The sequence below is a fragment of the uncultured Psychrosphaera sp. genome (genome assembly GCF_947500655.1).
Lineage (GTDB): Bacteria > Pseudomonadota > Gammaproteobacteria > Enterobacterales > Alteromonadaceae > Psychrosphaera.
In genome coordinates, this window is record NZ_CANMSK010000008.1 from 113,656 (window position 1) to 138,055 (window position 24,400).

Below are 24,400 nucleotides of genomic sequence, written 5' to 3' on the forward strand. Positions count from 1 at the left end.
GCTAGCAGTACTAGCTAACCCATTTACTATTTATTTACTCAACCGTCACCGATTTAGCTAAGTTTCTTGGTTGGTCTACGTCAGTGCCTTTAATGATAGCAACGTAGTAACTCAATAACTGTAGCGGAAGAGTGTAAACAATTGGCGCTATGATTGGGTCTACGTGAGGTACTTCCATTACGCGCATTGTGTCGTCGCCTTTAAAGTGGGCGTCTTTGTCTGCGAATACATATAAAATTCCGCCACGGGCACGTACTTCTTCCACGTTAGATTTAAGTTTTTCTAATAAATCATTATTTGGCGCAACCACGATAATGGGCATTTCTGCGTCAATTAACGCTAACGGGCCATGTTTTAATTCACCGGCTGCGTATGCCTCTGCGTGTATGTATGAAATTTCTTTTAGTTTTAACGCGCCTTCCATCGCTATTGGGTATTGCTCGCCACGGCCTAAGAATAAGCTATGTTGTTTATCTGCAAATTCTTCAGCTAATTTTTCAATACCTTCATCCATAGTTAGGGTTTCTTCTAACTTATTTGGCAAGGTAGCAAGAGCAGTTACAATTTGTTTTTGTAACTCAGCCGTCATGCCTTTTTGTTTACCTAAGGCAACCGTTAACATTAATAACGCCACCAGCTGAGTAGTGAATGCTTTAGTTGAAGCAACACCAATTTCAGCACCCGCATTGGTCATAACCGCTAAGTCAGACTCACGTACTAATGATGAACCTGGTACGTTACACACACTTAAACTGGCTTTATAACCAATCTCTTTTGCTAAACGAAGCGCAGCTAAAGTATCAGCTGTTTCGCCCGACTGTGAAATAGTTACGATTAACGAGTTAGCTGGCACAAATGACTTTCTGTATCTAAATTCAGATGCAATCTCAATATTACAACTTACATTAGCAAGTGACTCTAACCAGTAACGCGCAACCATGCCCGAATGATAAGAAGTACCACAAGCAATAATTTGCACATGGTCAATACCTTTTAAGATCTCTGCTGCATTTTCGCCTAAGTATTCTTCAATAACCGTATCTGCATTAATACGATTTAATAGTGTATTACGCACAGCGGCAGGTTGTTCATGAATTTCTTTCATCATGTAGTGACGGTATTCACCTTTATCACCCGCATCATGAGTTACCGTAGACTCGTTAATTTCACGCTCAACTGCGTTACCGTCTGCATCAAAAATATTAATTTCATCTCGCGTTATTTCTGCAACATCACCTTCTTCTAAAAAGATGAACTGACGCGTAACGGGTAATAAAGCTAGCTGATCAGAAGCAACAAAGTTTTCACCAATACCCACACCAATCACTAATGGGCTACCAGAGCGAGCGACAACAATACGATCTGGATTTGCAGGTTCCATAATAACCGTGCCGTAAGCACCATCTAATTGCTTAACTGATTTTTGTACCGCGGCTAATAATGTGTCTGTGCTTTTACGGTTTTCATTAACCAAATGCGCCATGACTTCGGTGTCGGTAGCGGAAGTAAATGTATATCCTTTGGCTTTTAATTCTGTACGTAAAGCTTCGTGGTTTTCAATAATGCCATTGTGTACTAATGCAATATTGTCTGATAAATGTGGGTGAGCATTTTCTTGTGTTACGCCGCCATGTGTTGCCCAACGAGTATGTGCAATACCAGTGGTGCCATTTACTTTTGACTTGGCAACCGCTTCCGCAAGATTCTTAACTTTACCAACTTCACGCTCACGTTTTAACGTACCGTCACTTTCCATTAAAGCAACACCTGCAGAGTCGTATCCACGGTATTCAAGACGTTTAAGGCCTTCTAATAATATATTTACTATATGGCGTTCAGCTACGCCACCAACGATTCCACACATAATTTTCTCCAATATTTATTAAGTGTAAAAACAGAACCTTGCCTGCTTTTAAATATTTTTATACGCCTGTTTTTTTATTAATACTAAAAATTTATACTAGGCTTTTATAACTAATACGCTTTGATTACTAAAACATTTTGAGCGGTTATTAAGCGCTCACTTTCGGCATCTATATCTGCGTCTGTTACTAACACATCTATGTCTTGCCAACTCAATTCTAAATTCGGTATTTTACGTTCTAACTTTTCTGACTCTGCCAATACAATCACTTGTTGTGACACTTGTGCCATTACTCGGCTTAAGTTTGTTAGTTCATTAAAGGTGGTAGATCCGCGAGTAACATCTAATCCAGAAGCACCCAAAAAAGCTTGATCAAAGTTATACGCCTTTAACATATTCTCAGCCAACTGACCTTGAAATGAATGCGATTGTGCATCCCAAGTGCCACCTGTCATTAACAAAGTAGGTTCGTTCTCTAGCTCCAGAATATGATTGGCAACTTCTAGCGAGTTGCTCATCACCACTAAACCACGTATATGTTGAGCGTGAGATAAAACCGAAGAAGTTGTGCTGCCACTGTCTATGACAATACGGTTATGATCGTTGATTAGCTCAGCAGCGGCTTTTGCAATGGCTTGCTTTCGTTTTGAAACTTCAGGCCCCGCTAATTCTGACGACCCAGACGGTAAAGCAATGGCGCCACCGTATTTACGCAATAACAAACCATTAGACTCAAGGGCGGTTAAATCTTTACGAATAGTCACTTCCGACGTATTAAACATAGATTTTAATGCATCAACCGTTACTTCTTGCTGAGCATTCACTAATTCAACAATAGAACGACGACGAGATTGTGTATTTCGTTTTTGCACAGATTCAACCAATTAAGTTTCGATTCGAAAGATTATAGTTTCGTTTACAGTTAAATCAAGTGTTTATTTAAAATAATTGGGGATTTTATTAGTTTATAGATTAAAACAATAGCTAACTTAAGGTTACAATTTTGTGAAGTCTACTTCAGGCAAGGACTCGAAACCCGGCTTAGCGAACAAATAACCTTGCATCAATTCTATACCATTGGCTTTTAACCACAGCATTTCTTCTTTAGTTTCAATTCCTTCAGCTAACACTTTAATATTAAGGTCTTTAAACAAATTAATACAATTTTTAATAATGTGCTGCCTAGTAATATCTTGATCAATATTACGAATAAGCTCCATATCAAGCTTAACCAAACTAGTTTGAAAATCAGCCAGTAGACTTAAGCCAGCGTAGCCAGATCCAAAATCATCAATGGCTGTACTAAAACCTGCATTTTTATAAAACTCAACTACCTCTTTAATAAAGCTACTGTCATCAATTTTTTCAACTTCAGTAAACTCAAACATGATTTTTTTAGTAGGGAAACCATATTTTTTAGCCGCTTCTAACGTGGTACGAATACAACGTTCTGGCTTATATATGGCGTTTGGAAGGAAATTAATACTCAACATCGAATCAAGTTTTAGCTTTGCCGCCAACGCGATAGCTTTTACTCGACATAGTTGATCAAACAAGTAGCGATTTTTGTCATTAACCTTCGAAATGATAGAATAAGCAGATTCGTTATTTAAGCCTCGAACAAGAGCCTCATAGCCGAAGATTGCTTTGGTTTTACAGTTGATGATAGGTTGAAATGCCATAGTAAAGTCAAAATCTAAACTTCCCTGATCGGCACACTTATTACAAGAGAACCTATCGTAGACTATTATTTCTTTCTCCATTTCTACCTCATCACTCAAACTGATATATTTAATGGTTAACTAAAACAATTGGATTAATCCTCAGATTCCTCTTCATTGTTTTCAGTAGCATCTACTTCGCCACGTAATTTAATTTGTAAACCTTGTAGGAAGTTACGCATTACTTGGTCTTTACATTCGCGGTAATGTTTGTGGCCAGCTTTTCTGAAAAAAGCACTTAGTTCATGTTTGCTTAAGTTAAAGTTAGCAAGTTCTAAATACTCTAATAAGTCTTCCGCTTTTAAATTAAGAGCGATTTTTAATTTATTAAGCATGATGTTATTTGTTAACTTTTGCTCAGGTGCAGGTTGTGCGCCTTCACGCTTTCCACGTTTTTCGTTAATTAAGCCGTTTAAGAAAGACGCCATCATAGGATCTGATAAGCTCGCGTAACGCGGATCATCATCTTTTTTCAACCATGATGTTACTTGCTCTTGAGTTACTTTTTGATCTGCAGCTGCAAACGTTTTCATCATTGCAGAGTCACTAAAGTCAAAGCTGTAACGGATTCGACGTAAAATGTCATTGTTAGTCATGGTTGTTTCCTGATTTAAAAATTCTGAATTTGGGTGGTCTGAATTAAGTCAGTCACCCATTAAATTGTAGCAATGGCTGTATTGTACTTGTTGTAGGCGGGAAAGTCAGATTATCAATGCTTTTATTTATTTGGCTGAATCTTCTGGCTCTTTTTCGGCAACTACTTCCGGTGGGTGATAACTAATAGAATTAACTATATAACACACCTTTCCAGTTGGGGTTTGCACTAACGCTTCTTCATCAACTTGCTTGCCTATTAGTGCTCTGGCCATTGGTGCGTCTATGCTGATCCATTTTTTGAATACGTCTATTTCATCTGGGCCAACAATTCGAATTTTAGTTAATTCACCCTCATCATTTTCAACTTCTACCCAAGCGCCAAAGAACACTTTGCCCTCTTGCTCACTTGACGGGTAAATTACTTTTAGTATTTCTAAGCGTTTCGTTAAAAAGCGTACACGCCAATCTATTTCTCTAAGGCGTTTTTTTCCGTAAATGTATTCTGCATTTTCACTTCTATCGCCTTGAGCTGCGGCTTCTGACACAGACTTAGTTATGCGGGGACGTTCGTCTTTCCACAAATATGTCAGCTCTTTTTCCAGCTTGTCGTAACCATCACGAGTTATATAGTTGGTTTTGGTTAACAACTCTGGATCTGGCTTTCTGTAACGCCCCATTAATACTTCTTATTTCTGTTTGGTTTTAATTTATATGTGGTATTTAAAACTAATAAAATTAAATGTACAAACTTTTAGCGTTTGTTTATTTCTACACTATTGTTTAAAACTCAGATTTAATCTCAATATATTGCTTTATTATTTTTATATTCATACCTATGATGCAGCCTTAGCTTTTTTGTAAGTTAGTTTTTATAAAATCATTGTATTTCTATTTTCAAGGACCTTCGTACCTATGTCTGTTGTTAGTCAAACAATCCCTCAGTTAATAGCTGAAGAAATTTCAGCACGTACCGAACAAGTTGTCGCTGCTATTACCTTATTAGATGAAGGTTCAACGGTGCCATTTATTGCTCGTTACCGTAAAGAAGTTACTGGTGGGTTAGACGATACCCAGTTACGTAACTTAGAGACTCGTCTTATTTATCTACGCGAGTTAGAAGAACGCCGTCAGGTGATCTTAAAGTCGATTGCCGAGCAAGACAAACTCACACCAGAATTAGAAAAAGAACTGCGGGCTGCGGATAACAAAACTCGTCTTGAAGATTTGTATTTACCATATAAACCTAAGCGCCGTACTAAAGGCCAAATTGCCATAGAACAAGGTTTAGAGCCGTTAGCAGATGCACTATATGCAGACGCGAACTTAGACCCAGAACAACAAGCCCAAGCGTTCGTAACAGGTGATGTTGCCGATGTAAAAGCCGCATTAGATGGCGCTAAGTACATATTAATGGAACGCTTTGCTGAAGATGCAGAGTTGTTAACTAAAGTACGTCGTTATTTAAAACAAAACGCTTACCTTGAAGCTAAAGTAATTGCTGGTAAAGAAAACGAAGGTGCTAAATTCCGTGACTATTTTGATCATTCTGAATTAGCTGTTAAAATACCATCACATCGTGCGCTTGCTATGTTGCGGGGCAGAAACGAAGGTATTTTGCAGTTAGTGTTAAATGCTGATCCAGGTCAAGAAACACCAATTAGAGAATCTCAAGTAGAAAACATTATTGCCACTCACTTTGGTTTGAACTTCAACCAAAAAGCCGGTGATAAATGGATGAAATCTGTTGTGCAATGGACATGGAAAATTAAAGTATCTATGTCGATGGAAAACGAATTGTTATCTGAAATTCGTGAAAGTGCAGAACAAGAAGCGATTCGCGTATTTGCGAAAAACCTTAACGACGTATTAATGGCCGCACCTGCTGGCGCAAAAGCAACACTTGCAATTGACCCAGGGTTTAGAACAGGTTGTAAAATTGCCGTTGTGGATCACACTGGTAAATTCTTAGACAACGCGACAATTTATCCACATGAGCCACAAAATCATTGGGATAAATCAATGCGTACTATTGAGCTTTTAGCTCGTACTCATAAAGTAGAATTAATTGCCATTGGTAACGGAACGGCTTCACGCGAGTCAGAAAAATTAGCCGCTGAAGTGATTAAAGCCTGCCCAGAATTGAAACTAAGTAAGGTTATGGTCAGTGAAGCTGGCGCTTCAATTTACTCGGCCAGTGAATTTGCATCTAAGGAGTTTCCAGATTTAGACGTATCTATCCGTGGTGCCGTTTCAATCGCCCGTAGATTACAAGATCCACTTGCTGAGCTGGTTAAGATTGAGCCTAAATCAATCGGTGTTGGTCAATACCAGCATGACGTAAGCCAAAGCTCATTATCAAAAAGCCTAGATGCGGTGGTAGAAGATTGTGTAAATGCCGTTGGTGTTGACTTAAATATGGCCTCTATTCCTTTATTAAGCCGAGTATCTGGCCTTAATAAAACCTTAGCCTCTAACATTGTTAAGTTCCGTGATGAAAACGGCAGCTTTAAAAGCCGTAAAGACTTAAAAAATGTAGAGCGTTTAGGGCCAAAAGCATTTGAACAGTGTGCTGGTTTCTTAAAAATTGTTAATGGTGACAACCCCCTTGATGCTTCTTCTGTGCATCCTGAAGCTTATCCGGTTGTGACTGAGATAATTAAACAAAGCGGTGTTGCAGTAAACGACGTAATTAATAACTCTGACTTTTTATCTAAGATAAATGCAAAAGATTACACCAACGACAAGTTTGGTTTACCAACCGTTGAAGACATTATTAAAGAGTTAGACAAACCAGGTCGAGATCCTCGTCCAGAGTTTAAAACAGCGACCTTTAAAGATGGTGTTGAAGAGTTAAAAGATTTAAAAGAAAACATGATCCTAGAAGGCGTTATCACTAACGTAACTAACTTTGGTGCCTTTGTAGATATCGGTGTTCACCAAGATGGCTTAGTGCATATTTCATCAATGACAGACAAGTTTATATCTGACCCATCTGAAATTGTAAAAGCCGGTGACATTGTTAAAGTGAAAGTGATGGAAGTAGATATTCCGCGTAAACGCATTAGCTTATCTATGCGCATGGATGAACAAGCTTCAGCTAAATCATCAGGTAAACCTAGCGGTTCAAATCAATCAAGAGGCGAGCAGAAGCCTGGTTCTAATAACCGTTCATCTAATAACAACTCAGGTGGCGGCAACAAATCTTTTGGCGGCGGTAACTCTTTGGGCGGCGGTGCTATGGGTAACGCCTTTGCGGATGCGTTTAAAAACGCGAAGAAATAGTAAATAGTTTCGAGTTTCGAGTTTCGAGTTTCGAAAAAAATAAAAAAGCCGACGTGTTTTCGCAAACACTGTCGGCTTTTTTGTATGTGAAGAAACTATCTACTTTATTTGTATTTTATACGTAACAAATCCAGCCAAAGTGCCAAGGTAAATTGTAGCCATCATTGGCGCTAAGTTATAAAGTGATGGCTCTAAATGGGCTGCAAAATAAGTAATTAGACCTAAAAACCATGCAATCGGGTTACCAAGAATAGGTAAAGAGCGAAGGGTCAAAACAATTACAGCAACGATAAAAACAATAATGGAAAAAGATAAAATGCCCAATATAGGCATTAACAATCCAATTCCGCTAGCGGCTAATACTGCCAAAATAATCCCTAACGATACACAAAGTCCAGTTGATAGCATGTTTACAAAAGATGTAGGTCTCATAAAATAAGCTACCCAACCAATGAACATGTACCATGTTGCTACACTAAAATACGCACAAATTAGTGCCGTTAATGAAGCAACCACCGCAGCTATTAATGTGCCTTTAGTGTGTTGTGCTGAAAAAATATTATTTACTAATTTGGTTTCTGTAAATTCAGACATAATTTATCCTTAATCAATTGATTTAAAATACTGTTTTAAACCATACCGCCATTAGCTCTTAGAACTTGGCCATTAATCCAACTACCATCTGGACTTACCAAAAAAGCCACTACATTAGCTATATCTTCCGGTGTACCTAAACGCTCTAAAGGATTCATTTTCGACATTTTTTCAACTAATTCTGGCGACTTACCAGTCAAGAATAAATCCGTTGCGGTTGGCCCTGGCGCTACCGCATTAACAGTAATAGAACGACCACGTAATTCCTTCGATAAAATACCAGTAAGAGATTCAATAGCGGCTTTTGTTGCTGCATAAACACCGTATGTTTCTAGCTTTAAACCAACAACACTAGTGGATAAGTTAACAATACTGCCGCCATCGTTTAGTCTATTGGCTGCTTCCCGTAAGGTATTAAATGTCCCTTTAAGGTTTATCGATACTTGTGTATCAAATAACTCATCAGCACTGTCGGCTAATGTCGCTAATTGCATAACTCCAGCGTTATTGATCAGAACATCAATGCTGCCGAATTTACTTTCTACCGTATCAAACATCTGCTTCACGGCTTTTGGATCTGCAACATTACATTTGATGGCGCAAGCTTTGACACCATTGAAATTTAATTCCTCAACCAGTGCATCGGCAGCTACTGAGTTTGAAGAGTAATTAACCGCAATCGCAAATCCATCATCCACTAATTTACTCACTATGCTTGCGCCTATTCCGCGAGATCCACCTGTAACTAAAGCAACTTTTTGTGACAACATATTCAACTCCAAGTAATTGTTAATAAGACAAGCTGGAGTATGATATGTTTGTTAACATTAATAATTAGCTATTTATTGGTAACACAATTCCATTTTCATTAACAATAATACTATTGAAACTTGGTAGGAGAAGATCTTGGATCGCTTTAAAGAAATGCAGGTTTTTGTCAGAATAGCCGAACGAAGAAGCTTTACTTTAGCATCTGAAGACTTATTTATTCCTAGAGCAACCGTAACTAATTTAATTAAACGTTTGGAAATAAGGCTCGGTGTTACTTTACTTAAACGTACCACCAGACAAGTGAATTTGACTCATGATGGTGAAATATATTATCACCGCTGTGTTAAATTATTGGCCGAACTAGAAGAGGTTGAGCATTCATTTTCAAATGCATCACCCAAAGGTATATTACGAGTTAACTTACAAGGCACCTTAGCCAAACATTTTGTTATGCCAGCACTTAATGAATTTCTAGAGCAATACCCTGATATTACAATTCATATAGCCGAAGATGATAGACTAATTGATTTAGTTAAAGAGGGTGTTGACTGTGTATTACGAGCTGGGAATTTACAAGACTCCTCTTTAATTGCAAAACGTCTTGCGCTTATGCCACAGGTGACAGTCGCCAGTCCAAGGTATATACAAGAGTATGGTAAGCCAAAGGTGCTTGACGATTTATCACAACATTGGACCGTTGGTTATTCTTTAGATGTTTTATCCAAACCGGCTACTCTAGATTTTATGGTTGGAGAAAAACAACAATCAATTGAGCTACCAACATTAGCAACCGTAGCGGGAGCCGAACTATACACGAGTGCAGCGTTAACTGGACTAGGGTTAATTCAAGTTCCTAAATATAGAATTGCCAACGAATTAAAAAAAGGGGAATTGATAGAGGTGCTAAACGAATACCAACCACCTTCAATGCCGGTATCCGTTTTATACCCTCAGAACAGGCATTTACCTTCAAGAACCCGAGTCTTTATTGACTGGCTAACAGAGCAGTTTGCATAAACGAACAACTCACTTTACATATTTAAGAACATATTTGTTGTATTACGTTTTAATAAACAAGCCACCGTTAAGCCGTATCCCAGCATAACTAAACCAATGGCTAAAGTACTTAGTTCATTTAGACTAACATGAGAAAATTTGTTGGCGAAGAAATCAGGTAAATAAATACCAATCCACAAATTAACAGATAAAAACATGACCAATATCGCTAGTGAATATTTAATGCCTTGGTTATTGATATATTCAAAATGTTGGTCTTCAAAATAGCCATCCCAAATATTATATTCAGGTATTTTGCTCATCAATTTTATTACGTTGATTGTGTGCTTAACCGTAATAACAATTAAAGGGAAATATAGAACTGATAAACCGAACTGCAACCAAGGCGAAGCTAAAATAAAAGGACTTAATACGATATATAAAGCTTCAGAAACAAACATTATTCCAGCTAAAAGCCAAAACAATGAGTTGCGTTGTAAATAAATTTCACCTGTAGTTCTAATTGATGTATTTAATACTGCCATTTGTTCCTCCAATTAGTATTTTTATAGTAGTGATTGTAATGTTTCACTTTGAAAGTAAACTATACGGTGTAGTTTATTCTTTATATTTTAAAAGTAAACCGCTTAGTGTAAAAAACATCAATAAGTTCGATGAACTTACTAATTTAGTTGGTTTACTTATGAAGTATCAATTAATCCAAGTTCTACTTAATTGTAATTCTTACTTAGGGGAATGTTTTTACCAAAGGTACATGCTCGACTTTTTGTTTAGCACTTTTAGTTCAAATGTTTGCGTAGATGCATGCCCTGCAACTCCGTAACACACGTGCAGTGGTAATAAATGCTCTTCTCTTGGTTGGCAATATCGGGCAGCTGGTGCTTTTTCCCATTCAATTAACAATTTAGCTCTTGTAACCTCATTAATGTCTTCATTGGAACAGGTGTTTAATAGCCACTGTTCAAAAGATTCATTGTTAGATTTTCCTTTAGCAGTCTCTGGTGCAAAAAAAGCTTTCATATTATGAAAAGAAAAGCCTGAACCTAGAACCAGTAGATTCTCGTACTCTAACTCACTAATAACTTGGCCCATTTTTATATGCTCTGCGGGGTCCAGTGAGTTAAGTAATGACAACTGAACCACTGGAACATCTGCATCTGGATACATTATTTTTAGTGGTACAAAAACACCGTGATCTAACCCACGTTTAACGTCTAACTTTGATTCAACGCCGGCAGCTTCAAATAAACTAGACAATTGCTCAGCCAATAATGGTTCACCAACGCTAGGATATTTAATCTGGTATGACTCTTCAGGAAATCCATAATAATCATATAGTAAATCTGGTGTGGCATTTGATGTAATAGTGGCTATATTCTCTTCCCAGTGCGCACTTATAACAATAATGGCCGACGGCTTTTTAATCTTGCCAACAATATTTTTTAAACAATTAACCAAATCTATGTGGCTAGGCTCTCCCAGTAATGGCATTGGACCGCCACCATGGGAAATGAATAAAACTTGTTTGTTTTTTGTCATGCCATTTATATCACTTACCCTAAAATCAAATCAAAAAAATTAAACTAACGACTCGACAATATTATCTATTGCGTCTCTCGTTAGTGCTAACTGTTCTTCTTTAGCTGGCATATTAAGCCCTTCAGCATAAATAAACTGTACGTCTGTGATACCAATAAACGCCATTACATCTTTAAGATAGTGAGTTTGGGTGTCTTTTGGCGTACCTTGATACATACCGCCACGGGCTGCAACTATAATGGCTTTTTTACCTTCTAATAAACCGACAGGGCCTTGCTCTGTATATTTAAAAGTAATGCCAGCTCTAGCAACACGATCAATCCAAGCTTTGAATGTAGAAGGTATACCAAAATTATACATGGGCATACCTATCACTAACGTATCCATATTTTGTAATTCGGCCACTAACGTATCCGAAATATTAGCTAGTTGAGATTGCTCGTCTGTACGTTCAGTTTCAGGCGTCATCCAAGCAGCCATTTCAGCCTGAGTTAAATGTGGCAGCTCATCTTTAACTAGATCACGTTCAACAAGATTAGTTTTTATCCCTTTTTTTAACTGAGCACTCGTTAGCTTAGTCGTGAATTCTTTAGATAGAATATATGAATTACCTGACTCGTTATTAATAGATGAGTTAATCTGTAGTACGTTATTTATTTTCATTTTGAATACCTTAGTTATTTCTTGCATTCAAGTCTAATGTTCCTTATAAAAGAATAAAATCGTTAAAATACGTACAAATTATTCTTTAAAATAGAATGAATGTATCATTCAAGGTTACAACTTAAAGGGAATCATCAATGCTAAGAATAAGCTTGGAACAATGGCGCATGTTTAGAGCGGTTGTCGAATTTGGCGGGTTTAATCAGGCATCGCAACATATCTTTAAAAGCCAATCCAGTATCCATAATGCCGTTGGTAAAATAGAAAGTTCGTTAGGGGTAAAACTCTTTTCTATTGAAGGCAGAAAAACCGTATTAACTGAGGCAGGAACCTTAATCCTCAGGCGGGCAAACTTTCTGCTGGATGAAGCAGCTAAAGTGGAAGCCGTGGGTCATACATTAGGACAAGGCACTGAAAGTCGCCTCAGAATAGCCGTTGACGAAACTTTTCCACAATATTTGTTGTTCAAAGTTTTAGAAAATGTTTCTACCCAATACCCTTTACTGCAAATTGAATTGATTGAAACCACATTAAATGGCGCTACTGAATTATTAGAAAGTAGCAAAGTCGACATTGCGATTGCTGCTACACCTTTGGCAAATGGCCTAAGTGAAAGCCTCTGTCATATTGAATTTATTGGTGTTGCCAGTCCGGATCATCCACTACATAAACTCGATGCAGAACTGATGTTAGAGGACTTAAAGAGTCACCGTCAGATTGTGGTGCGAGATTCCGCCATTGGGAATAAAAAAGACGAAGGTTGGTTAGGGGCAAATCAGCGCTGGACCGTGAGCCATATCCAAACCTCAATAGATATGATCTGTAAAGGCTTGGGCTTTGCTTGGCTACCAAAAACATCAATTGAGCAAGAATTAAAAACCAAGCAATTACTACCGTTACGATTGAGCCATAACAGTAAACGCTCCGGCCAATTATATTTAGTGTTTAAAGATGCCGACCGTTTAGGCCCCGCAGCCAAGTGCTTTTTAGCTGAGTTGCGTGAACAATGTTTAACCATTAATAAGTTTGTCTAAATAATACCCCTTACTTACATTCATTCTTTTTAAACGAATGATTAAGGCTATAATTTATAATTTTAATCTCCTCACATGAACACTAAACTAGCTTCATAAAATAAGTTACTGGAGTTAATTATGCAATACATTAAAAGAGCAGAAGACAGAGGCCAAGTAGATTTAGGCTGGTTAAAAAGCAAACATAGTTTTTCGTTTGGAGAATATCATGATCCAAAACATATGGGTGTGTCGGTTTTAAGAGTGATAAACGACGACATGGTTATGCCTGCTCAAGGTTTTGGTACACACGGCCATAGAGATATGGAGATAATCTCTTACGTGATTGAAGGTGCGTTAAAACATGAAGACAGCACAGGTAACAAATACACAGTCCCAGCTGGTGACGTGCAACGCATGAGCGCAGGTAGCGGAGTTAGGCATTCAGAATTTAACGCCTCAAATACTGACGTCGTTAAGTTTTTACAAATTTGGATACAACCTAATGTCATGGGTATTCCACCAAGCTACGAACAAAAAAGTATTCCTCAACAAGGCCAGCTTACACCATTAGTTACACCAACTGGCTCAAGTGATACCTTAAGTATTAACCAAAATGCTAGTATATCTCGCTTAGTTTTAAAGACTGGTGAAGCTTTTACCTTACATACTGAACAACACATTGGATACTTACATATTGTGAAAGGTGTCTTGTTAGTGAATGGTGAAGAATTCAGCGCAGGTGATGCCTTGGCCGTTGACCCACAGCAAAGCTACGAAGTAAAAGCCAATGATGCTCTTGAAGCGCTTTGGTTTAATTTACCGAGCTAACATAACTTATACCAATTGTATTAAACTAGCACAACTGACACTTTATAAGGATAAACGTGGAAATATCGGCAGCTATTATTATTGCAATTGTTGTACTGCTTATTGGTATTTCCAAATCCGCATTTGCCGGGGCTCTTGGTGTATTTGCCGTGCCTTTGCTCATGTTAAAATTCAGCGCCGTTGAAGCAATTGGTTTAATGCTGCCATTACTAATAATAGCTGATGTAATGACAGTGAAAGGCTTTTGGAAAAAGTGGGACACAGCACTGTTAAAATCATTAATACCAGGCGCATTGATTGGTATTATCATTGCTAATTTACTGATTGATGTTATCAAAACTGATGATTTACGTATTATTATCGCCGTAATATGTATTGTATTTGCCCTTAAAAACATATTGCTCAAACAAATTCAGTTGCACTTAATTAATAACAAAATAGGCGCTTATATTATGTCTATGTTATCTGGAATTTCTAGCACTTTAGTCCATGCCGGTGGCCCACCGCTTATTATTTATTTTACCGCTATTGGCTTAGCGCCAACCAAGTTTGTGGCAACCGCGGCGATATTTTTTGCCATTATGAACCTAGTAAAATTAATCGGGTTTATTTCACTCGGTTTTTTAACGCCAGATCTTGTACTCACGGCACTTATGTTTATCCCACTGGCCTTTGTCGGCCATTGGCTTGGTATCAAAATTAACAATAACTTAGACAAGCAGTTGTTCTTAAAGATAATGAATTATTTTTTATTAGTTTTGGGCTGCTGGCTACTTTTCCCTCAGCTTAATTAAGACCGCCCATGCAAAGGTATTTGATCTCCAAGTAATCATCTAAACCATATTTGGAACCTTCACGACCACTACCGGATTGCTTTACACCACCAAAAGGTGCAGCTGCATTGGAAATTAACCCTTCGTTTATACCAACCATACCGTAGTCCAAACCTTCTGCGACTCGCCATATGGTACCTATATCTCTGGCATAGAAATACGCCGCTAATCCGTATTCAGTATCGTTTGCTATATTGATAGCGTCTTGCTCAGTTTCAAAACTAATTATGGGTGAAACTGGGCCAAATATTTCGTTGGCGGCGATAGGCATGTCATTAGTAACTTGGCTTAAAATAGTTGGCCGATAAAAGTTACCATCAACCACCTGAACGCGAGCGCCGCCTAGTTCCAACTTTGCTCCGGCTTTAATTGAGTCTTGAACTAGCTTATCTACATTGTCCACAGCCGAACTTGAGATCATAGGGCCGATGAAAACACTATCATCTAAGCCATTCCCCGTCATTAACTTAGCGACTGCTGCGGTAAATTTTTCGGTAAACTCTTTTGCTACTCTTTGTTGAACCAAGATACGATTAGTACAAACACAAGTTTGTCCTGCGTTTCTGTATTTTGACAAAACAGCACCTTCAACAGCGGCATCAATATCAGCGTCGTTAAATACAATAAATGGCGCATTGCCGCCGAGTTCCATCGATACTTTTTTAACGCTTGTCGCGCCCTGGGCGATAAGCTGCTTACCAACATTAGTAGAGCCTGTAAAAGTAAATTTAGCCACATCTGGATGCTGAGTAAGCACCTTGCCAATACCTTTAGCGTCTTCACCTATCACAATATTAAACACGCCTGCTGGAATGCCAGCGCGTTCTGCCAGTTCAGCCATAGCTAATGCCGATAAAGGCGTTTGTGTAGCAGGACGACCGACAAAAGTACAACCTGCGGCTAATGCAGCAGCTGCTTTACGAGCAATCATGGCATTAGGGAAATTCCACGGCGTGATTGATGCTACAACGCCAACAGGTTGCTTGATCACTATTATGCGTTTGTCTGACGATGGCGCAGGAATCGTATCACCGTAAACGCGCTTTCCTTCTTCGGCAAACCATTCAATAAATGATGCGCCATATGCAATCTCGCCTTTAGCTTCTGCCAGTGGCTTACCTTGCTCAAGCGTTAAAATACGGCCTAAGTCATCTTGGTGTTGCATCAATAAGTTAAACCAATTTCTTAATAACACAGCTCTTTCATTAGCTGATTTTCCCGACCAAGCTTTGAGTGCATCTTTGGCAGCTTTAACGGCTAATTCAGCTTCTGCAACACCAGCATTAGTTACTTGTGTTAATACTTCATCTGTCGCTGGATTAATAACGTCAAACTTTGCATCGCCGCTATGCCATTTACCATTAATATACGAGTGCTGTTTAAGTAATGATTTGTCGTTTAACTTATCCATCGTGGCGCTCCAGAAAAAATTTGAGTTTATAATAGAGAGATGATGGTTTTATTATTAAATTCAAGTGCTATCTTAACGACGACAGAATGCATGACTAAAATAGAGTGTTCTAGCTGTGTATTACTTTTTCGCTCTTGGGTGAGCGCTGTCGTAAACCTTAGCTAAATGCTGAAAGTCTAGGTGAGTATAAACTTGAGTGGTAGATAAATCGGCGTGACCGAGTAGTTCTTGTACTGCCCTTAAATCACTGCTCGACTGCAACATATGAGACGCAAATGAGTGGCGTAATTTATGAGGATGCAAAGTGTTATTTAACCCTTGGCGTTTAGCCCAGTAAGTTAGCCTTTGTTGCACTTGCCTAACACTTATTCTGTTGCCTAATTTACTGATAAACAAGGCGTCTGTTTCGCTTTTAAAAAACTCACCTCTGCATGTTAACCACTGATTAATGGCTTCAACCGCCACACGTCCAACAGGTACCAATCTTTGTTTGCTACCTTTACCTGTAACGCGCAGTTCTGCGTTAGTTAAGTCTATGTCTAAACGATTGATTGAGGTTAATTCAGCTAAACGTAAACCGCTTGAATAAAACAATTCCATTATGGCTTTGTCTCTAAATTCAATGGTTTGCTCTGGGGTAAACGAAAGCAGCTGAGCAACTTCATCCACTTCCATATTTTTAGGCAATGGCTTGTCAGTTTTTGGCGTGGTTAATAATTCGGTAGGATCAAGCTGAATTACTTTTTTGTGTAATAAGTATTTAAACAAACCTTTAACTGATGACAGTTTTAACTGTAAAGAACGAGGTTTTAATTTTTTTGTCCGCAAGCTTATCAACCACTGTTTTAACACATTTGCATCGATTTTTGACCATTTAGTACAGTCGGCTTCAATGCAAAAATAACATAAATGAAGAATAGTGGCTTGATAGGTTTTTAGCGTTAATGTTGCATAGCCGCGCTCATATTTTAGATACGATAAATACTGCATGATTTGCGGCTTTAATGACTCTGGTAAATGCTCAATATCGTTCAGCATTTTACAGTGCAACTAACAGGTAAGGTGTACAACGTGTTTACTTAACAGTTGGCCTAATTGATCAATAAACAAGGTATCCATACGTGGGTGGAAATGATGAATTGAGCTAGATGCAAATGCAGCAATACCAAAGATAATTTCTTCTTCGCCGACCATATAGTTTAATTCAACTAACGCGACTGACTGTGCAAAACCGTCAAATACCGTTTCCATAATTTCTGGATATAAACGCCCCAAATAACTTGGGTTACCATCAAGTTTGGCTTGTAAATGAATATAAGCTTCATCTTCTGGTTGTAGTAATCTAAATTGGGCTAAAAACAGTTGCTCTTTACAAACATCACTTACCGTTTCCTCTAGTTTAGCCACTGAATCGCAACCGACTAAGCCAAGATACATATCACTTACAGCACGAAAAATAACTTCGTTTTGTCTGGCGTTAACCATCAAAGTGTTAAGTTCTTCTTCCATTTGTAAAATTTTACTACGTTGAATTTCTTGACGACGTTCCAATAAAGACGTTGTGCCATGTATTGCGTGAGGTATACGCAACTGTGTCACTAACTCAGGGTAGTCTGTAAAAAAAGAAGGAGTCTGCTCTAAGTAGTCTTTGACTAACTCGGCATCCAGCTCAAGGTCTTCAAAATTAGGCGTCACTAGTTTTGTCATATATGCATCTGTCCATCAAATACGTATTCTGCAGGGCCTGTCATTTTAACTGGAGAATTCTCATCATGCCAGCGAATATGTAATGTCCCACCCGGTAAATCGACTTGAACTTTACTGTCCAATAAATTCTGTAAACGTCCAACCACAACAGCTGCACAAGCTCCGCTACCACAGGCTAATGTTTCACCTGCGCCGCGTTCGAATACTCGTAACTTAATATGCTCACGATTAATAATTTGCATAAAGCCGATATTGGCTTTTTCTGGAAAACGTTCGTGCTGCTCTAAACGCGCACCAAGTTCTTCAACTGGAGCGGTTAATACATCATCAACCACAGTGACACAATGCGGATTTCCCATGGAAACCACACCACATATAATATTGTCTTCACCGGACTTTAATATGTAAGTTTTTTCTTGTTGCTGAGCATTAAATGGCACTTTTTTCGGCTCTAAAATAGGACGTCCCATATTAACAGTGACTTGATTTTCACCTTCAAGATACAACACCATATTGCCAGATTTAGTACTTACTTTAATCGCCGACTTATTGGTTAAACCTTGTAATTGCACAAAACGAGCAAAACAGCGTGCGCCATTTCCACATTGAGAAACTTCACTGCCGTCGGCATTAAATATTCTGTAATGAAAGTCTAAATCAGGATCATAAGGGGGCTCAACAACGAGTAGTTGGTCAAAGCCAATACCAAAATTTCTGTTAGCTAGTTGTTTTATTTGCTCTGGCGAAAAGTACACATTCTGTGTAACACCATCAACCACCATGAAATCGTTACCCAACCCATGCATTTTTGTGAACTGTAACAACATCTTTGTCGGTTTTCCTAAGTTTGCTCTGAATTTTCCCTAAACTTGTATAGTGAAGGTAAATTAATCTTTTAAAATTGACTCACCAGCCCAAAGAGATTCAATCGTTTCTCTTTGTCTGACTAAATGCATAGTGTCGCCATCAACCATAATTTCTGCTGCTCTTGCTCTTGAGTTGTAGTTTGAACTCATAGTAAAACCATACGCGCCACTTGAACGAACCGCTAAATAATCGCCTGCTTCCACTGACAATTCTCTATCTTTTCCTAAGAAGTCACCAGTTTCACATACAGGCCCAACTACATCATAGCTCAAAATATCGTTATCTCTTTGTTCTACTGGAACAATATTTTGCCAAGCAGAATATAATGCAGGTCTAATATTGTCATTCATTGCTGCGTCAACAATACAGAAATTCTTATCTTCGTTTTTCTTTAAAAACTCAACCTTAGTCAACAAAATCCCAGCATTCGCCATAATCGCACGGCCAGGTTCAAATAATATGGTTAAGTCTGGTCTGTGTTTTAATTTTGCCATCAATACTTTCATGTACTCAGACGGATGCGGTGGCGTTTCATCTTTATAAGTTACGCCTAAACCACCGCCAAGATCTAAGTGACTTATTGTTACGCCAACTGCAGATAATTGGTCAATCAAATTCATCACTTTTTCCAACGCATCTAAAAATGGCGAAAGATCCGTCAATTGTGAGCCAATATGACAATCAACACCTTGAACGTTTAAGTATTCTTGTTGGTTTGCCCATTTGAATAGCTCAACAGCATCATCAATATTAATGCCAAATTTATTTTCTTTTAAACCAGTGGAGATATACGGATGTGTTCCTGCGTCTACATTTGGGTTAACGCGAAATGAAATTGGTGCAGTTTTGCCCAATTCTGTAGCAACCTCATTTATACGATATAACTCAGCTTCTGATTCAACATTAAAACATTTAATACCAATCTCAAGAGCGTATTCAATTTCAGCTTCTGTTTTACCAACACCAGAAAATACAATTTTAGTTGGGTCGCCACCAGCCTCTAATACTCGGGCTAATTCGCCACCAGATACAATATCAAAACCAGAACCAAGACGCGCCATTACATTTAACACTGCTAAATTCGAGTTTGCTTTTACCGCATAACAAATTAAATGAGGATGTTCGCCAGCTGCATCATTAAAAGCATGCCAATGGCGTTCTATTGTCGCGCGCGAATAAACGTAAGTTGGTGTACTAAAAGCTTCAGCTATGTCTTTACATGCCACTTGCTCAGCAAATAAACTGCGATTCTGGTAACTAAAATAATCCAAGGCTCTGTCCTGTTCGGTAAATTTGTTAAATTTTGTCAGTTGTTGATTTTAATTCATTATTTTCAACAGATTCTGTTGATTCCGCTGCGGGTTTTTCTTTAGGCAAAATTAAAGGTCCACGCTGGCCACACCCCATTATTTGTAGGGTAAATATCACTAAGGTTAAGAAGACAAAACCTCTTTTACATAACTTATTAGAAGAATAATGCATGTTTTTACTGAATCTATTGAATTTGCCGCCTATAATCGCACGGTATAACGTAATTGCAAGCAGGAACTACTATGAACGACAGTGAATATCACAAATTAGCCGACGAATTTTTAAATAACTTACAAGATGCCATTGATGAAGTGGAATTTGACCTAGATTATGAAAGTGCAGGCGGTTTGGTGGAAGTTATTTTTCCTAACGCCAGCAAGATCATTGTTAACAAACAAGCTCCTTTGCACCAAATTTGGGTAGCAACAAAAGCCAATGGTCACCATTTTGAATATGAAGATGGAAAATGGATAGACAATCGTGGCGGTTCAGAGCTTTGGGCATTATTAAGCGAAGCGGCAACTAAACAAGCCGGTGAAAAAATAACCTTAGAAATTCAAGATAATTGATTTAATGCTTAAATAAAGTTAAAACGACATTTGAATCATCATGTATATAAAATTAGGAATTATTGAATATGACCAAAACCATAACTCACGCTTTATTTTCTTTACTACTTTTAGCTGTTAGTTCTGTCGCTTACAGCGCGGATACTGGTAGCGAAACGGTATTATCTGACAATATTCGTCGAGCTATTATTACGGACTCAATTGTAAAAAGAGAACCTGCGACTGATTTAAGCAATACCACTGTTTCTACCGACGTCCGTAAAGTATATTTATTTACTGAAGTAATTGGTAAAGCTGGCACTATGATCACGCATAGATGGTTTTTAGATGGAAAATTAGAAGTTGAAGTAGTATTAAAAATTGGTGGTAATCGTTGGAGAACAAATTCAAGTAAAACGCTTGATCCAACCATGCACTTAGGCAGCTGGCAAGTTGAAGTTGTTGATGAAAAAAATCATGCAATCGCTTTAGCTAATTTCAATTACGGCGAATAAGTTGTTTTAGCTACTAACTCAAAAATCGAGCTGTAGCTGAAGAAAAAGAGGGCTAACCTTTTAGTCCTCTTTAGCCCCAATCAAATAACTGTTATTCTTACCGTTATTAACCAAATCCAATTATTAAGAATTAATTCAATTTATGACAAGTTCAACTCAACCAGTGATCCGTATCGCAACTCGTGAAAGTGCTTTAGCAATGTGGCAAGCCTATTATGTTAAAAACAAACTTGAACTTGCTCACCCAGAATTAACCGTTGTATTAGTGCCAATGACCACCAAAGGTGATCAAATACTAGATACACCTTTAGCGCTAATTGGTGGCAAAGCCCTATTTGTAAAAGAGTTAGAAGTGGCAATATTAGAAGACCGCGCCGACATAGCTGTTCACTCAATGAAAGACGTACCGGTAGAGTTTCCAGACGGTTTAATGCTACACACTATTTGTGAACGTGAAGACCCAAGAGATGCATTTGTGTCTAACACCTATCAAGATTTTTCTAGTTTACCAAATGGCGCAGTTGTTGGAACTTCGAGCTTGCGTCGTCAGTGCCAAATTAAAGCATTACGTCCAGACCTTATTATAAAAGATCTTAGAGGCAATGTGAATACTCGCTTACGTAAGTTAGACGAAGGTCAATACGACGCTATTATTTTGGCTGCTGCTGGCCTTATCCGTTTAGAAATGTCAGAACGTATTAAACAACATTTAGACACTGATATGTTATTACCAGCAAACGGCCAAGGTGCTGTTGGAATAGAATGCAGAACTAACGACCCAATAATCCAAGGCTATTTAGCCACATTAGAACACACAGAAACTCGCATTAGAGTGTTAACAGAACGAGCGATGAACCGAGCTTTAGAAGGTGGCTGCCAAGTTCCAATTGGTGCTTACGCGACTGTAACGGGCGACCAAGTTTTATTAAAAGGTTTGGTAGGCAGTTTAGACGGCACTCATATTATTACCGACCAAGTTTCAGGTCATGTAAATGACGGCGAAAAGCTAGGAAAAACATTAGCCGAACAGTTATTAGCACAAGGTGCTGATGTCATTTTAAAAGAAGTTTATAAGGGTTAACCAACAAACTTTGAGGCGTTTATCTATATGTCACAAGCTAAACCAAAAAAGACGTTAACTATATTAAATACTCGCCCATCTCCTATGGGCGAGGAATTACAACAGTTACTAACGCCCAAATTTATTAGCCACCACTTTCCAACTGTTACTAATCAAACGATTTCATTACCAAGCGATATTCCGTTAAAAAAATGGTTACAAGACAGCTCATTTGCTTGGATATTTGTTAGCCGACCAACGGCCGTGTGTTTCCAGCAGTTATTGCAACAATATGGCCTAGAGAGCTTTTCGCCAGAAGGTGGGATTTTTGCCATTGGTGAGTCCACTAAATCTGAATTGCATAGCTTTATTCAAGATGACAATATAAAGGTGATCACGCCAACTATATCAAATAGTGAGTCTTTCCTTACCTTAAATGAATTAGCAGAGTATCAAAGCTTTGTGCAAGTAAAAGGTAAAGGCGGTCGTGAAGTCATTGCTGATGCGTTAATTAATAACGGAAAAGACTATTTCCCTTTAGAGTTATATCAAAGAGAAATGGTGCAATACTCCAGTAAACAGGTTGGTTCATGGTTAGAATGTGATTGTATATTGGCAACCAGTGTCGATATTGCAAAAGGTATATTTGCCAATTTATCACAGCAAATTAACAGCAATAATATTCCGTATTTATTAGATAAAATAAAGTGGGTAGTATTAAGTGAACGGATTAAACAGTTTTTAATAGACAATAAGATAAAAGAAGAACATATTTTTATCTGTGAAGAATCAGATAATTCCTCTATTATCAATACGATCAATTTAATTTCTAAGTGAGATAACAGCATGGCTCAGGATAAAAAATCCAAGACATCAAAAACTTCAAATGAATTAACGCCACAAGGCGAAAAAGAAGTGCTCGATGCCAAGAACTCAACATCAACAAAGCAAGATGATAGTTTATCGACTAAAGAGTCATTAGCTAAGCTTGAGTCAGAAGTTAAACTTGAGTCTCAAATTAAAAAAGCCAGCGCTACAGAAAAACAGACTGGCTCCAAAAATGCTGATCCCAAAAAACCAGAAACATCTAGCTCAAAAGTACAAGCCAATAAAACGGCGGAAGCACCTTCGTCTGCTAACAGCACCAAAGAGCCTGAGAAAAAAGTCAGCACATCTAAAACCAATACACCTAAAACTAAAAAGCCAAGAAGTTGGTTAGCTATATTCGCCTTTATCTTTAGTATTGCTGCATCTGCTTTTGTTGGCTTTTTCTGGTGGCAGTCACAATTGTGGCTTAAAAACCAAGAGCAAGTAGAACAACTGAAACAACAGACTATTGTTAATACCCAACAGATGCTAAATCAGCTGCAAACTAAATTAACTCAATTAGAAGTAATGAGTGAGAAAAAGCTTAATCAAACTGAAGCTGATACCAAACAAATTAATGACTCATTATCAACCTTAGCGGTTCGTATTAAAGAACTAGGTAAGAGCCAACCAAATTATTGGCTCGCCGCAGAAGCCGGTTACTTAATTAATTTAGCCGAGCGCCGTTTATTAATAGAACAAGACGCGGATACAGCAATTCAATTATTGTTAGACGCCAACCAAAGATTAACTGCAATGCAAGACCCAAGCGTATTTCACATTAGAGAAGCACTCAGTGAAGATGTTGCGTCTTTATACAGCATAAAACAGCCAGACTCTGATAGCGTTTATTTGGCATTATCTGGATTAATTGAAGAAACAAAAAGCATTAAGTTTGCTCAAGTTTATATTCCAGAGCCAAATAAAAACGCAAAAAAAGAACTGCAAGTAAGCTCAGAAGTTAATGACTGGAGCGACAACTTACTTATCAGCGTAAGACGCTTTTTTGGCAACTTTATTACCATTACTCACCGTGAAGCAAAAGTACAACCGCAATTACCAGCTGATCAAAAATGGTTTGTCAGAGCTAACATAACAACTCAACTGTTAATGGCACAAAATGCCACAGTAGATAAAAACCAAGCTTTATATAACGATGCTTTGGCAAAAATTGAAGATTGGGTATCACAATATTTTGATGCCACTGACGCCCGAGTTATGGCAATGGTTGTGACCTTATCTGAATTAAAACAAAAAGACATTGGCCTCATTTTACCAGAGGAATTAAATGCTCAACCTTTGATCGCAAACTACCTGAAAAAACAAATCTCATTGAGGGAAAAAGACCAGGACAGTGAAGAAGGCAAAGATAAGGTTGAAGGTAAATAA

26 protein-coding genes are annotated in these 24,400 nt (G+C 38.1%); 10 read left to right on the forward strand and 16 right to left on the reverse strand.

Translation table 11 applies throughout. The annotated features are described in order from the left end of the window. Positions 1–34 precede the first annotated feature (34 nt). The 5 genes from glmS to greB form a co-directional block, all read right to left on the reverse strand. A complete protein-coding gene (gene glmS / locus Q0940_RS08940) occupies positions 35–1,864 on the reverse strand; it encodes a glutamine--fructose-6-phosphate transaminase (isomerizing) (protein ID WP_299267228.1) in 1,830 nt (609 codons plus the stop codon). A gap of 110 nt (positions 1,865–1,974) precedes the next feature. After that, positions 1,975–2,736 carry a DeoR family transcriptional regulator gene (locus tag Q0940_RS08945; protein WP_299267230.1) on the reverse strand — a complete coding sequence of 254 codons (762 nt, stop codon included), beginning with the start codon at positions 2,734–2,736 and terminating at the stop codon, positions 1,975–1,977. Positions 2,737–2,859: 123 nt separating this feature from the next. Then, positions 2,860–3,627, reverse strand: coding sequence for an EAL domain-containing protein (locus tag Q0940_RS08950; protein WP_299267232.1), 768 nt, complete (start codon positions 3,625–3,627; stop codon positions 2,860–2,862). A gap of 53 nt (positions 3,628–3,680) precedes the next feature. Further along, complete coding sequence (locus tag Q0940_RS08955) at positions 3,681–4,181, reverse strand: DUF1456 family protein (protein ID WP_299267234.1); 501 nt, start codon at positions 4,179–4,181, stop codon at positions 3,681–3,683. Positions 4,182–4,307: 126 nt separating this feature from the next. Beyond that, entirely contained in the window at positions 4,308–4,859 is a 552-nt protein-coding gene (gene greB / locus Q0940_RS08960; protein WP_299267236.1) for a transcription elongation factor GreB, read from the reverse strand. A 235-nt stretch (positions 4,860–5,094) separates the two neighbouring features. Between greB and Q0940_RS08965 the strand changes: the two genes are divergently transcribed. Continuing rightward, positions 5,095–7,464: a Tex family protein gene (locus Q0940_RS08965; RefSeq protein WP_299267238.1), complete on the forward strand. Its 2,370-nt coding sequence runs from the start codon at positions 5,095–5,097 to the stop codon at positions 7,462–7,464. Positions 7,465–7,563: 99 nt separating this feature from the next. Here Q0940_RS08965 and Q0940_RS08970 read toward each other — a convergent pair whose 3' ends face one another. Both Q0940_RS08970 and Q0940_RS08975 read right to left on the reverse strand, forming a co-directional pair. Beyond that, positions 7,564–8,058, reverse strand: coding sequence for a DUF1097 domain-containing protein (locus Q0940_RS08970; RefSeq protein WP_299267240.1), 495 nt, complete (start codon positions 8,056–8,058; stop codon positions 7,564–7,566). 35 nt (positions 8,059–8,093) lie between these two features. After that, positions 8,094–8,828: an SDR family oxidoreductase gene (locus Q0940_RS08975; protein WP_299267242.1), complete on the reverse strand. Its 735-nt coding sequence runs from the start codon at positions 8,826–8,828 to the stop codon at positions 8,094–8,096. Between the two features lie 136 nt (positions 8,829–8,964). Here Q0940_RS08975 and Q0940_RS08980 point away from each other — a divergent pair, with 136 nt between their 5' ends. Further along, positions 8,965–9,846: a LysR family transcriptional regulator gene (locus tag Q0940_RS08980; RefSeq protein WP_299267245.1), complete on the forward strand. Its 882-nt coding sequence runs from the start codon at positions 8,965–8,967 to the stop codon at positions 9,844–9,846. 14 nt (positions 9,847–9,860) lie between these two features. Here the strand turns inward: Q0940_RS08980 and Q0940_RS08985 are convergent, their stop codons facing one another. From Q0940_RS08985 to Q0940_RS08995, 3 genes are all read right to left on the reverse strand, one after another. After that, complete coding sequence (locus Q0940_RS08985; protein WP_299267247.1) at positions 9,861–10,370, reverse strand: hypothetical protein; 510 nt, start codon at positions 10,368–10,370, stop codon at positions 9,861–9,863. Positions 10,371–10,587: 217 nt separating this feature from the next. Further along, the gene (locus Q0940_RS08990) at positions 10,588–11,385 is read right to left on the reverse strand and encodes a class III extradiol ring-cleavage dioxygenase (protein WP_299267249.1); all 798 of its coding nucleotides are present in this window, start codon (positions 11,383–11,385) and stop codon (positions 10,588–10,590) included. A 39-nt stretch (positions 11,386–11,424) separates the two neighbouring features. Further along, positions 11,425–12,048, reverse strand: a complete 624-nt coding sequence (locus Q0940_RS08995) for an NAD(P)H-dependent oxidoreductase (protein ID WP_363323576.1) — start codon at positions 12,046–12,048, stop codon at positions 11,425–11,427. Positions 12,049–12,185: 137 nt separating this feature from the next. Here Q0940_RS08995 and Q0940_RS09000 point away from each other — a divergent pair, with 137 nt between their 5' ends. The 3 genes from Q0940_RS09000 to Q0940_RS09010 all read left to right on the forward strand — a co-directional run bounded on the left by Q0940_RS09000 (position 12,186) and on the right by Q0940_RS09010 (position 14,686). Beyond that, the gene (locus Q0940_RS09000; RefSeq protein WP_299267252.1) at positions 12,186–13,082 is read left to right on the forward strand and encodes a LysR family transcriptional regulator; all 897 of its coding nucleotides are present in this window, start codon (positions 12,186–12,188) and stop codon (positions 13,080–13,082) included. A gap of 120 nt (positions 13,083–13,202) precedes the next feature. Then, on the forward strand, positions 13,203–13,892 hold the full coding sequence (locus Q0940_RS09005; RefSeq protein WP_299267256.1) for a pirin family protein: 690 nt from the start codon (positions 13,203–13,205) through the stop codon (positions 13,890–13,892). Positions 13,893–13,948: 56 nt separating this feature from the next. Next, positions 13,949–14,686 carry a sulfite exporter TauE/SafE family protein gene (locus Q0940_RS09010; protein WP_299267258.1) on the forward strand — a complete coding sequence of 246 codons (738 nt, stop codon included), beginning with the start codon at positions 13,949–13,951 and terminating at the stop codon, positions 14,684–14,686. On the opposite strand, the gene Q0940_RS09015 is transcribed toward Q0940_RS09010, so the two are convergent. From Q0940_RS09015 to Q0940_RS09040, 6 genes are all read right to left on the reverse strand, one after another. Further along, entirely contained in the window at positions 14,679–16,136 is a 1,458-nt protein-coding gene (locus Q0940_RS09015; protein WP_299267262.1) for an NAD-dependent succinate-semialdehyde dehydrogenase, read from the reverse strand. The genes Q0940_RS09010 and Q0940_RS09015 overlap by 8 nt on opposite strands. A 120-nt stretch (positions 16,137–16,256) precedes the next feature. Further along, positions 16,257–17,174 carry a tyrosine recombinase XerC gene (gene xerC / locus Q0940_RS09020; protein WP_299267265.1) on the reverse strand — a complete coding sequence of 306 codons (918 nt, stop codon included), beginning with the start codon at positions 17,172–17,174 and terminating at the stop codon, positions 16,257–16,259. Positions 17,175–17,186: 12 nt separating this feature from the next. Continuing rightward, a complete protein-coding gene (locus Q0940_RS09025) occupies positions 17,187–17,843 on the reverse strand; it encodes a DUF484 family protein (protein WP_299267268.1) in 657 nt (218 codons plus the stop codon). Continuing rightward, positions 17,840–18,667, reverse strand: a complete 828-nt coding sequence (gene dapF, locus Q0940_RS09030) for a diaminopimelate epimerase (protein WP_299267387.1) — start codon at positions 18,665–18,667, stop codon at positions 17,840–17,842. The genes Q0940_RS09025 and dapF overlap by 4 nt, the downstream gene beginning before the upstream one ends. Before the next feature lie 63 nt (positions 18,668–18,730). Continuing rightward, the gene (lysA, locus tag Q0940_RS09035; protein WP_299267271.1) at positions 18,731–19,981 is read right to left on the reverse strand and encodes a diaminopimelate decarboxylase; all 1,251 of its coding nucleotides are present in this window, start codon (positions 19,979–19,981) and stop codon (positions 18,731–18,733) included. Positions 19,982–20,006: 25 nt separating this feature from the next. Further along, on the reverse strand, positions 20,007–20,192 hold the full coding sequence (locus Q0940_RS09040) for a hypothetical protein (RefSeq protein WP_299267274.1): 186 nt from the start codon (positions 20,190–20,192) through the stop codon (positions 20,007–20,009). A gap of 71 nt (positions 20,193–20,263) precedes the next feature. Between Q0940_RS09040 and cyaY the strand changes: the two genes are divergently transcribed. From cyaY to Q0940_RS09065, 5 genes are all read left to right on the forward strand, one after another. After that, complete coding sequence (gene cyaY, locus Q0940_RS09045; protein ID WP_299267277.1) at positions 20,264–20,590, forward strand: iron donor protein CyaY; 327 nt, start codon at positions 20,264–20,266, stop codon at positions 20,588–20,590. A gap of 68 nt (positions 20,591–20,658) precedes the next feature. Further along, positions 20,659–21,084: a DUF2914 domain-containing protein gene (locus Q0940_RS09050; RefSeq protein ID WP_299267282.1), complete on the forward strand. Its 426-nt coding sequence runs from the start codon at positions 20,659–20,661 to the stop codon at positions 21,082–21,084. Between the two features lie 142 nt (positions 21,085–21,226). Next, positions 21,227–22,165, forward strand: coding sequence for a hydroxymethylbilane synthase (hemC, locus tag Q0940_RS09055; protein WP_299267285.1), 939 nt, complete (start codon positions 21,227–21,229; stop codon positions 22,163–22,165). Between the two features lie 27 nt (positions 22,166–22,192). Continuing rightward, entirely contained in the window at positions 22,193–22,981 is a 789-nt protein-coding gene (locus tag Q0940_RS09060; RefSeq protein ID WP_299267288.1) for a uroporphyrinogen-III synthase, read from the forward strand. Positions 22,982–22,990: 9 nt separating this feature from the next. Further along, positions 22,991–24,400, forward strand: coding sequence for a uroporphyrinogen-III C-methyltransferase (locus Q0940_RS09065; RefSeq protein ID WP_299267291.1), 1,410 nt, complete (start codon positions 22,991–22,993; stop codon positions 24,398–24,400).

Coding starts and splice junctions, on each gene's coding strand:
- glmS (WP_299267228.1), bottom strand. CDS start 1,864: ATGTGTGGAATCGTTGGTGGCGTAGCTGAACGCCATATAGTAAATATA.
- Q0940_RS08950 (WP_299267232.1), bottom strand. CDS start 3,627: ATGGAGAAAGAAATAATAGTCTACGATAGGTTCTCTTGTAATAAGTGT.
- Q0940_RS08955 (WP_299267234.1), bottom strand. CDS start 4,181: ATGACTAACAATGACATTTTACGTCGAATCCGTTACAGCTTTGACTTT.
- greB (WP_299267236.1), bottom strand. CDS start 4,859: ATGGGGCGTTACAGAAAGCCAGATCCAGAGTTGTTAACCAAAACCAAC.
- Q0940_RS08965 (WP_299267238.1), top strand. CDS start 5,095: ATGTCTGTTGTTAGTCAAACAATCCCTCAGTTAATAGCTGAAGAAATT.
- Q0940_RS08970 (WP_299267240.1), bottom strand. CDS start 8,058: ATGTCTGAATTTACAGAAACCAAATTAGTAAATAATATTTTTTCAGCA.
- Q0940_RS08975 (WP_299267242.1), bottom strand. CDS start 8,828: ATGTTGTCACAAAAAGTTGCTTTAGTTACAGGTGGATCTCGCGGAATA.
- Q0940_RS08985 (WP_299267247.1), bottom strand. CDS start 10,370: ATGGCAGTATTAAATACATCAATTAGAACTACAGGTGAAATTTATTTA.
- Q0940_RS08990 (WP_299267249.1), bottom strand. CDS start 11,385: ATGACAAAAAACAAACAAGTTTTATTCATTTCCCATGGTGGCGGTCCA.
- Q0940_RS08995 (WP_363323576.1), bottom strand. CDS start 12,048: ATGAAAATAAATAACGTACTACAGATTAACTCATCTATTAATAACGAG.
- Q0940_RS09000 (WP_299267252.1), top strand. CDS start 12,186: ATGCTAAGAATAAGCTTGGAACAATGGCGCATGTTTAGAGCGGTTGTC.
- Q0940_RS09005 (WP_299267256.1), top strand. CDS start 13,203: ATGCAATACATTAAAAGAGCAGAAGACAGAGGCCAAGTAGATTTAGGC.
- Q0940_RS09015 (WP_299267262.1), bottom strand. CDS start 16,136: ATGGATAAGTTAAACGACAAATCATTACTTAAACAGCACTCGTATATT.
- xerC (WP_299267265.1), bottom strand. CDS start 17,174: ATGCTGAACGATATTGAGCATTTACCAGAGTCATTAAAGCCGCAAATC.
- Q0940_RS09025 (WP_299267268.1), bottom strand. CDS start 17,843: ATGACAAAACTAGTGACGCCTAATTTTGAAGACCTTGAGCTGGATGCC.
- Q0940_RS09040 (WP_299267274.1), bottom strand. CDS start 20,192: ATGCATTATTCTTCTAATAAGTTATGTAAAAGAGGTTTTGTCTTCTTA.
- cyaY (WP_299267277.1), top strand. CDS start 20,264: ATGAACGACAGTGAATATCACAAATTAGCCGACGAATTTTTAAATAAC.
- Q0940_RS09050 (WP_299267282.1), top strand. CDS start 20,659: ATGACCAAAACCATAACTCACGCTTTATTTTCTTTACTACTTTTAGCT.
- hemC (WP_299267285.1), top strand. CDS start 21,227: ATGACAAGTTCAACTCAACCAGTGATCCGTATCGCAACTCGTGAAAGT.
- Q0940_RS09060 (WP_299267288.1), top strand. CDS start 22,193: ATGTCACAAGCTAAACCAAAAAAGACGTTAACTATATTAAATACTCGC.
- Q0940_RS09065 (WP_299267291.1), top strand. CDS start 22,991: ATGGCTCAGGATAAAAAATCCAAGACATCAAAAACTTCAAATGAATTA.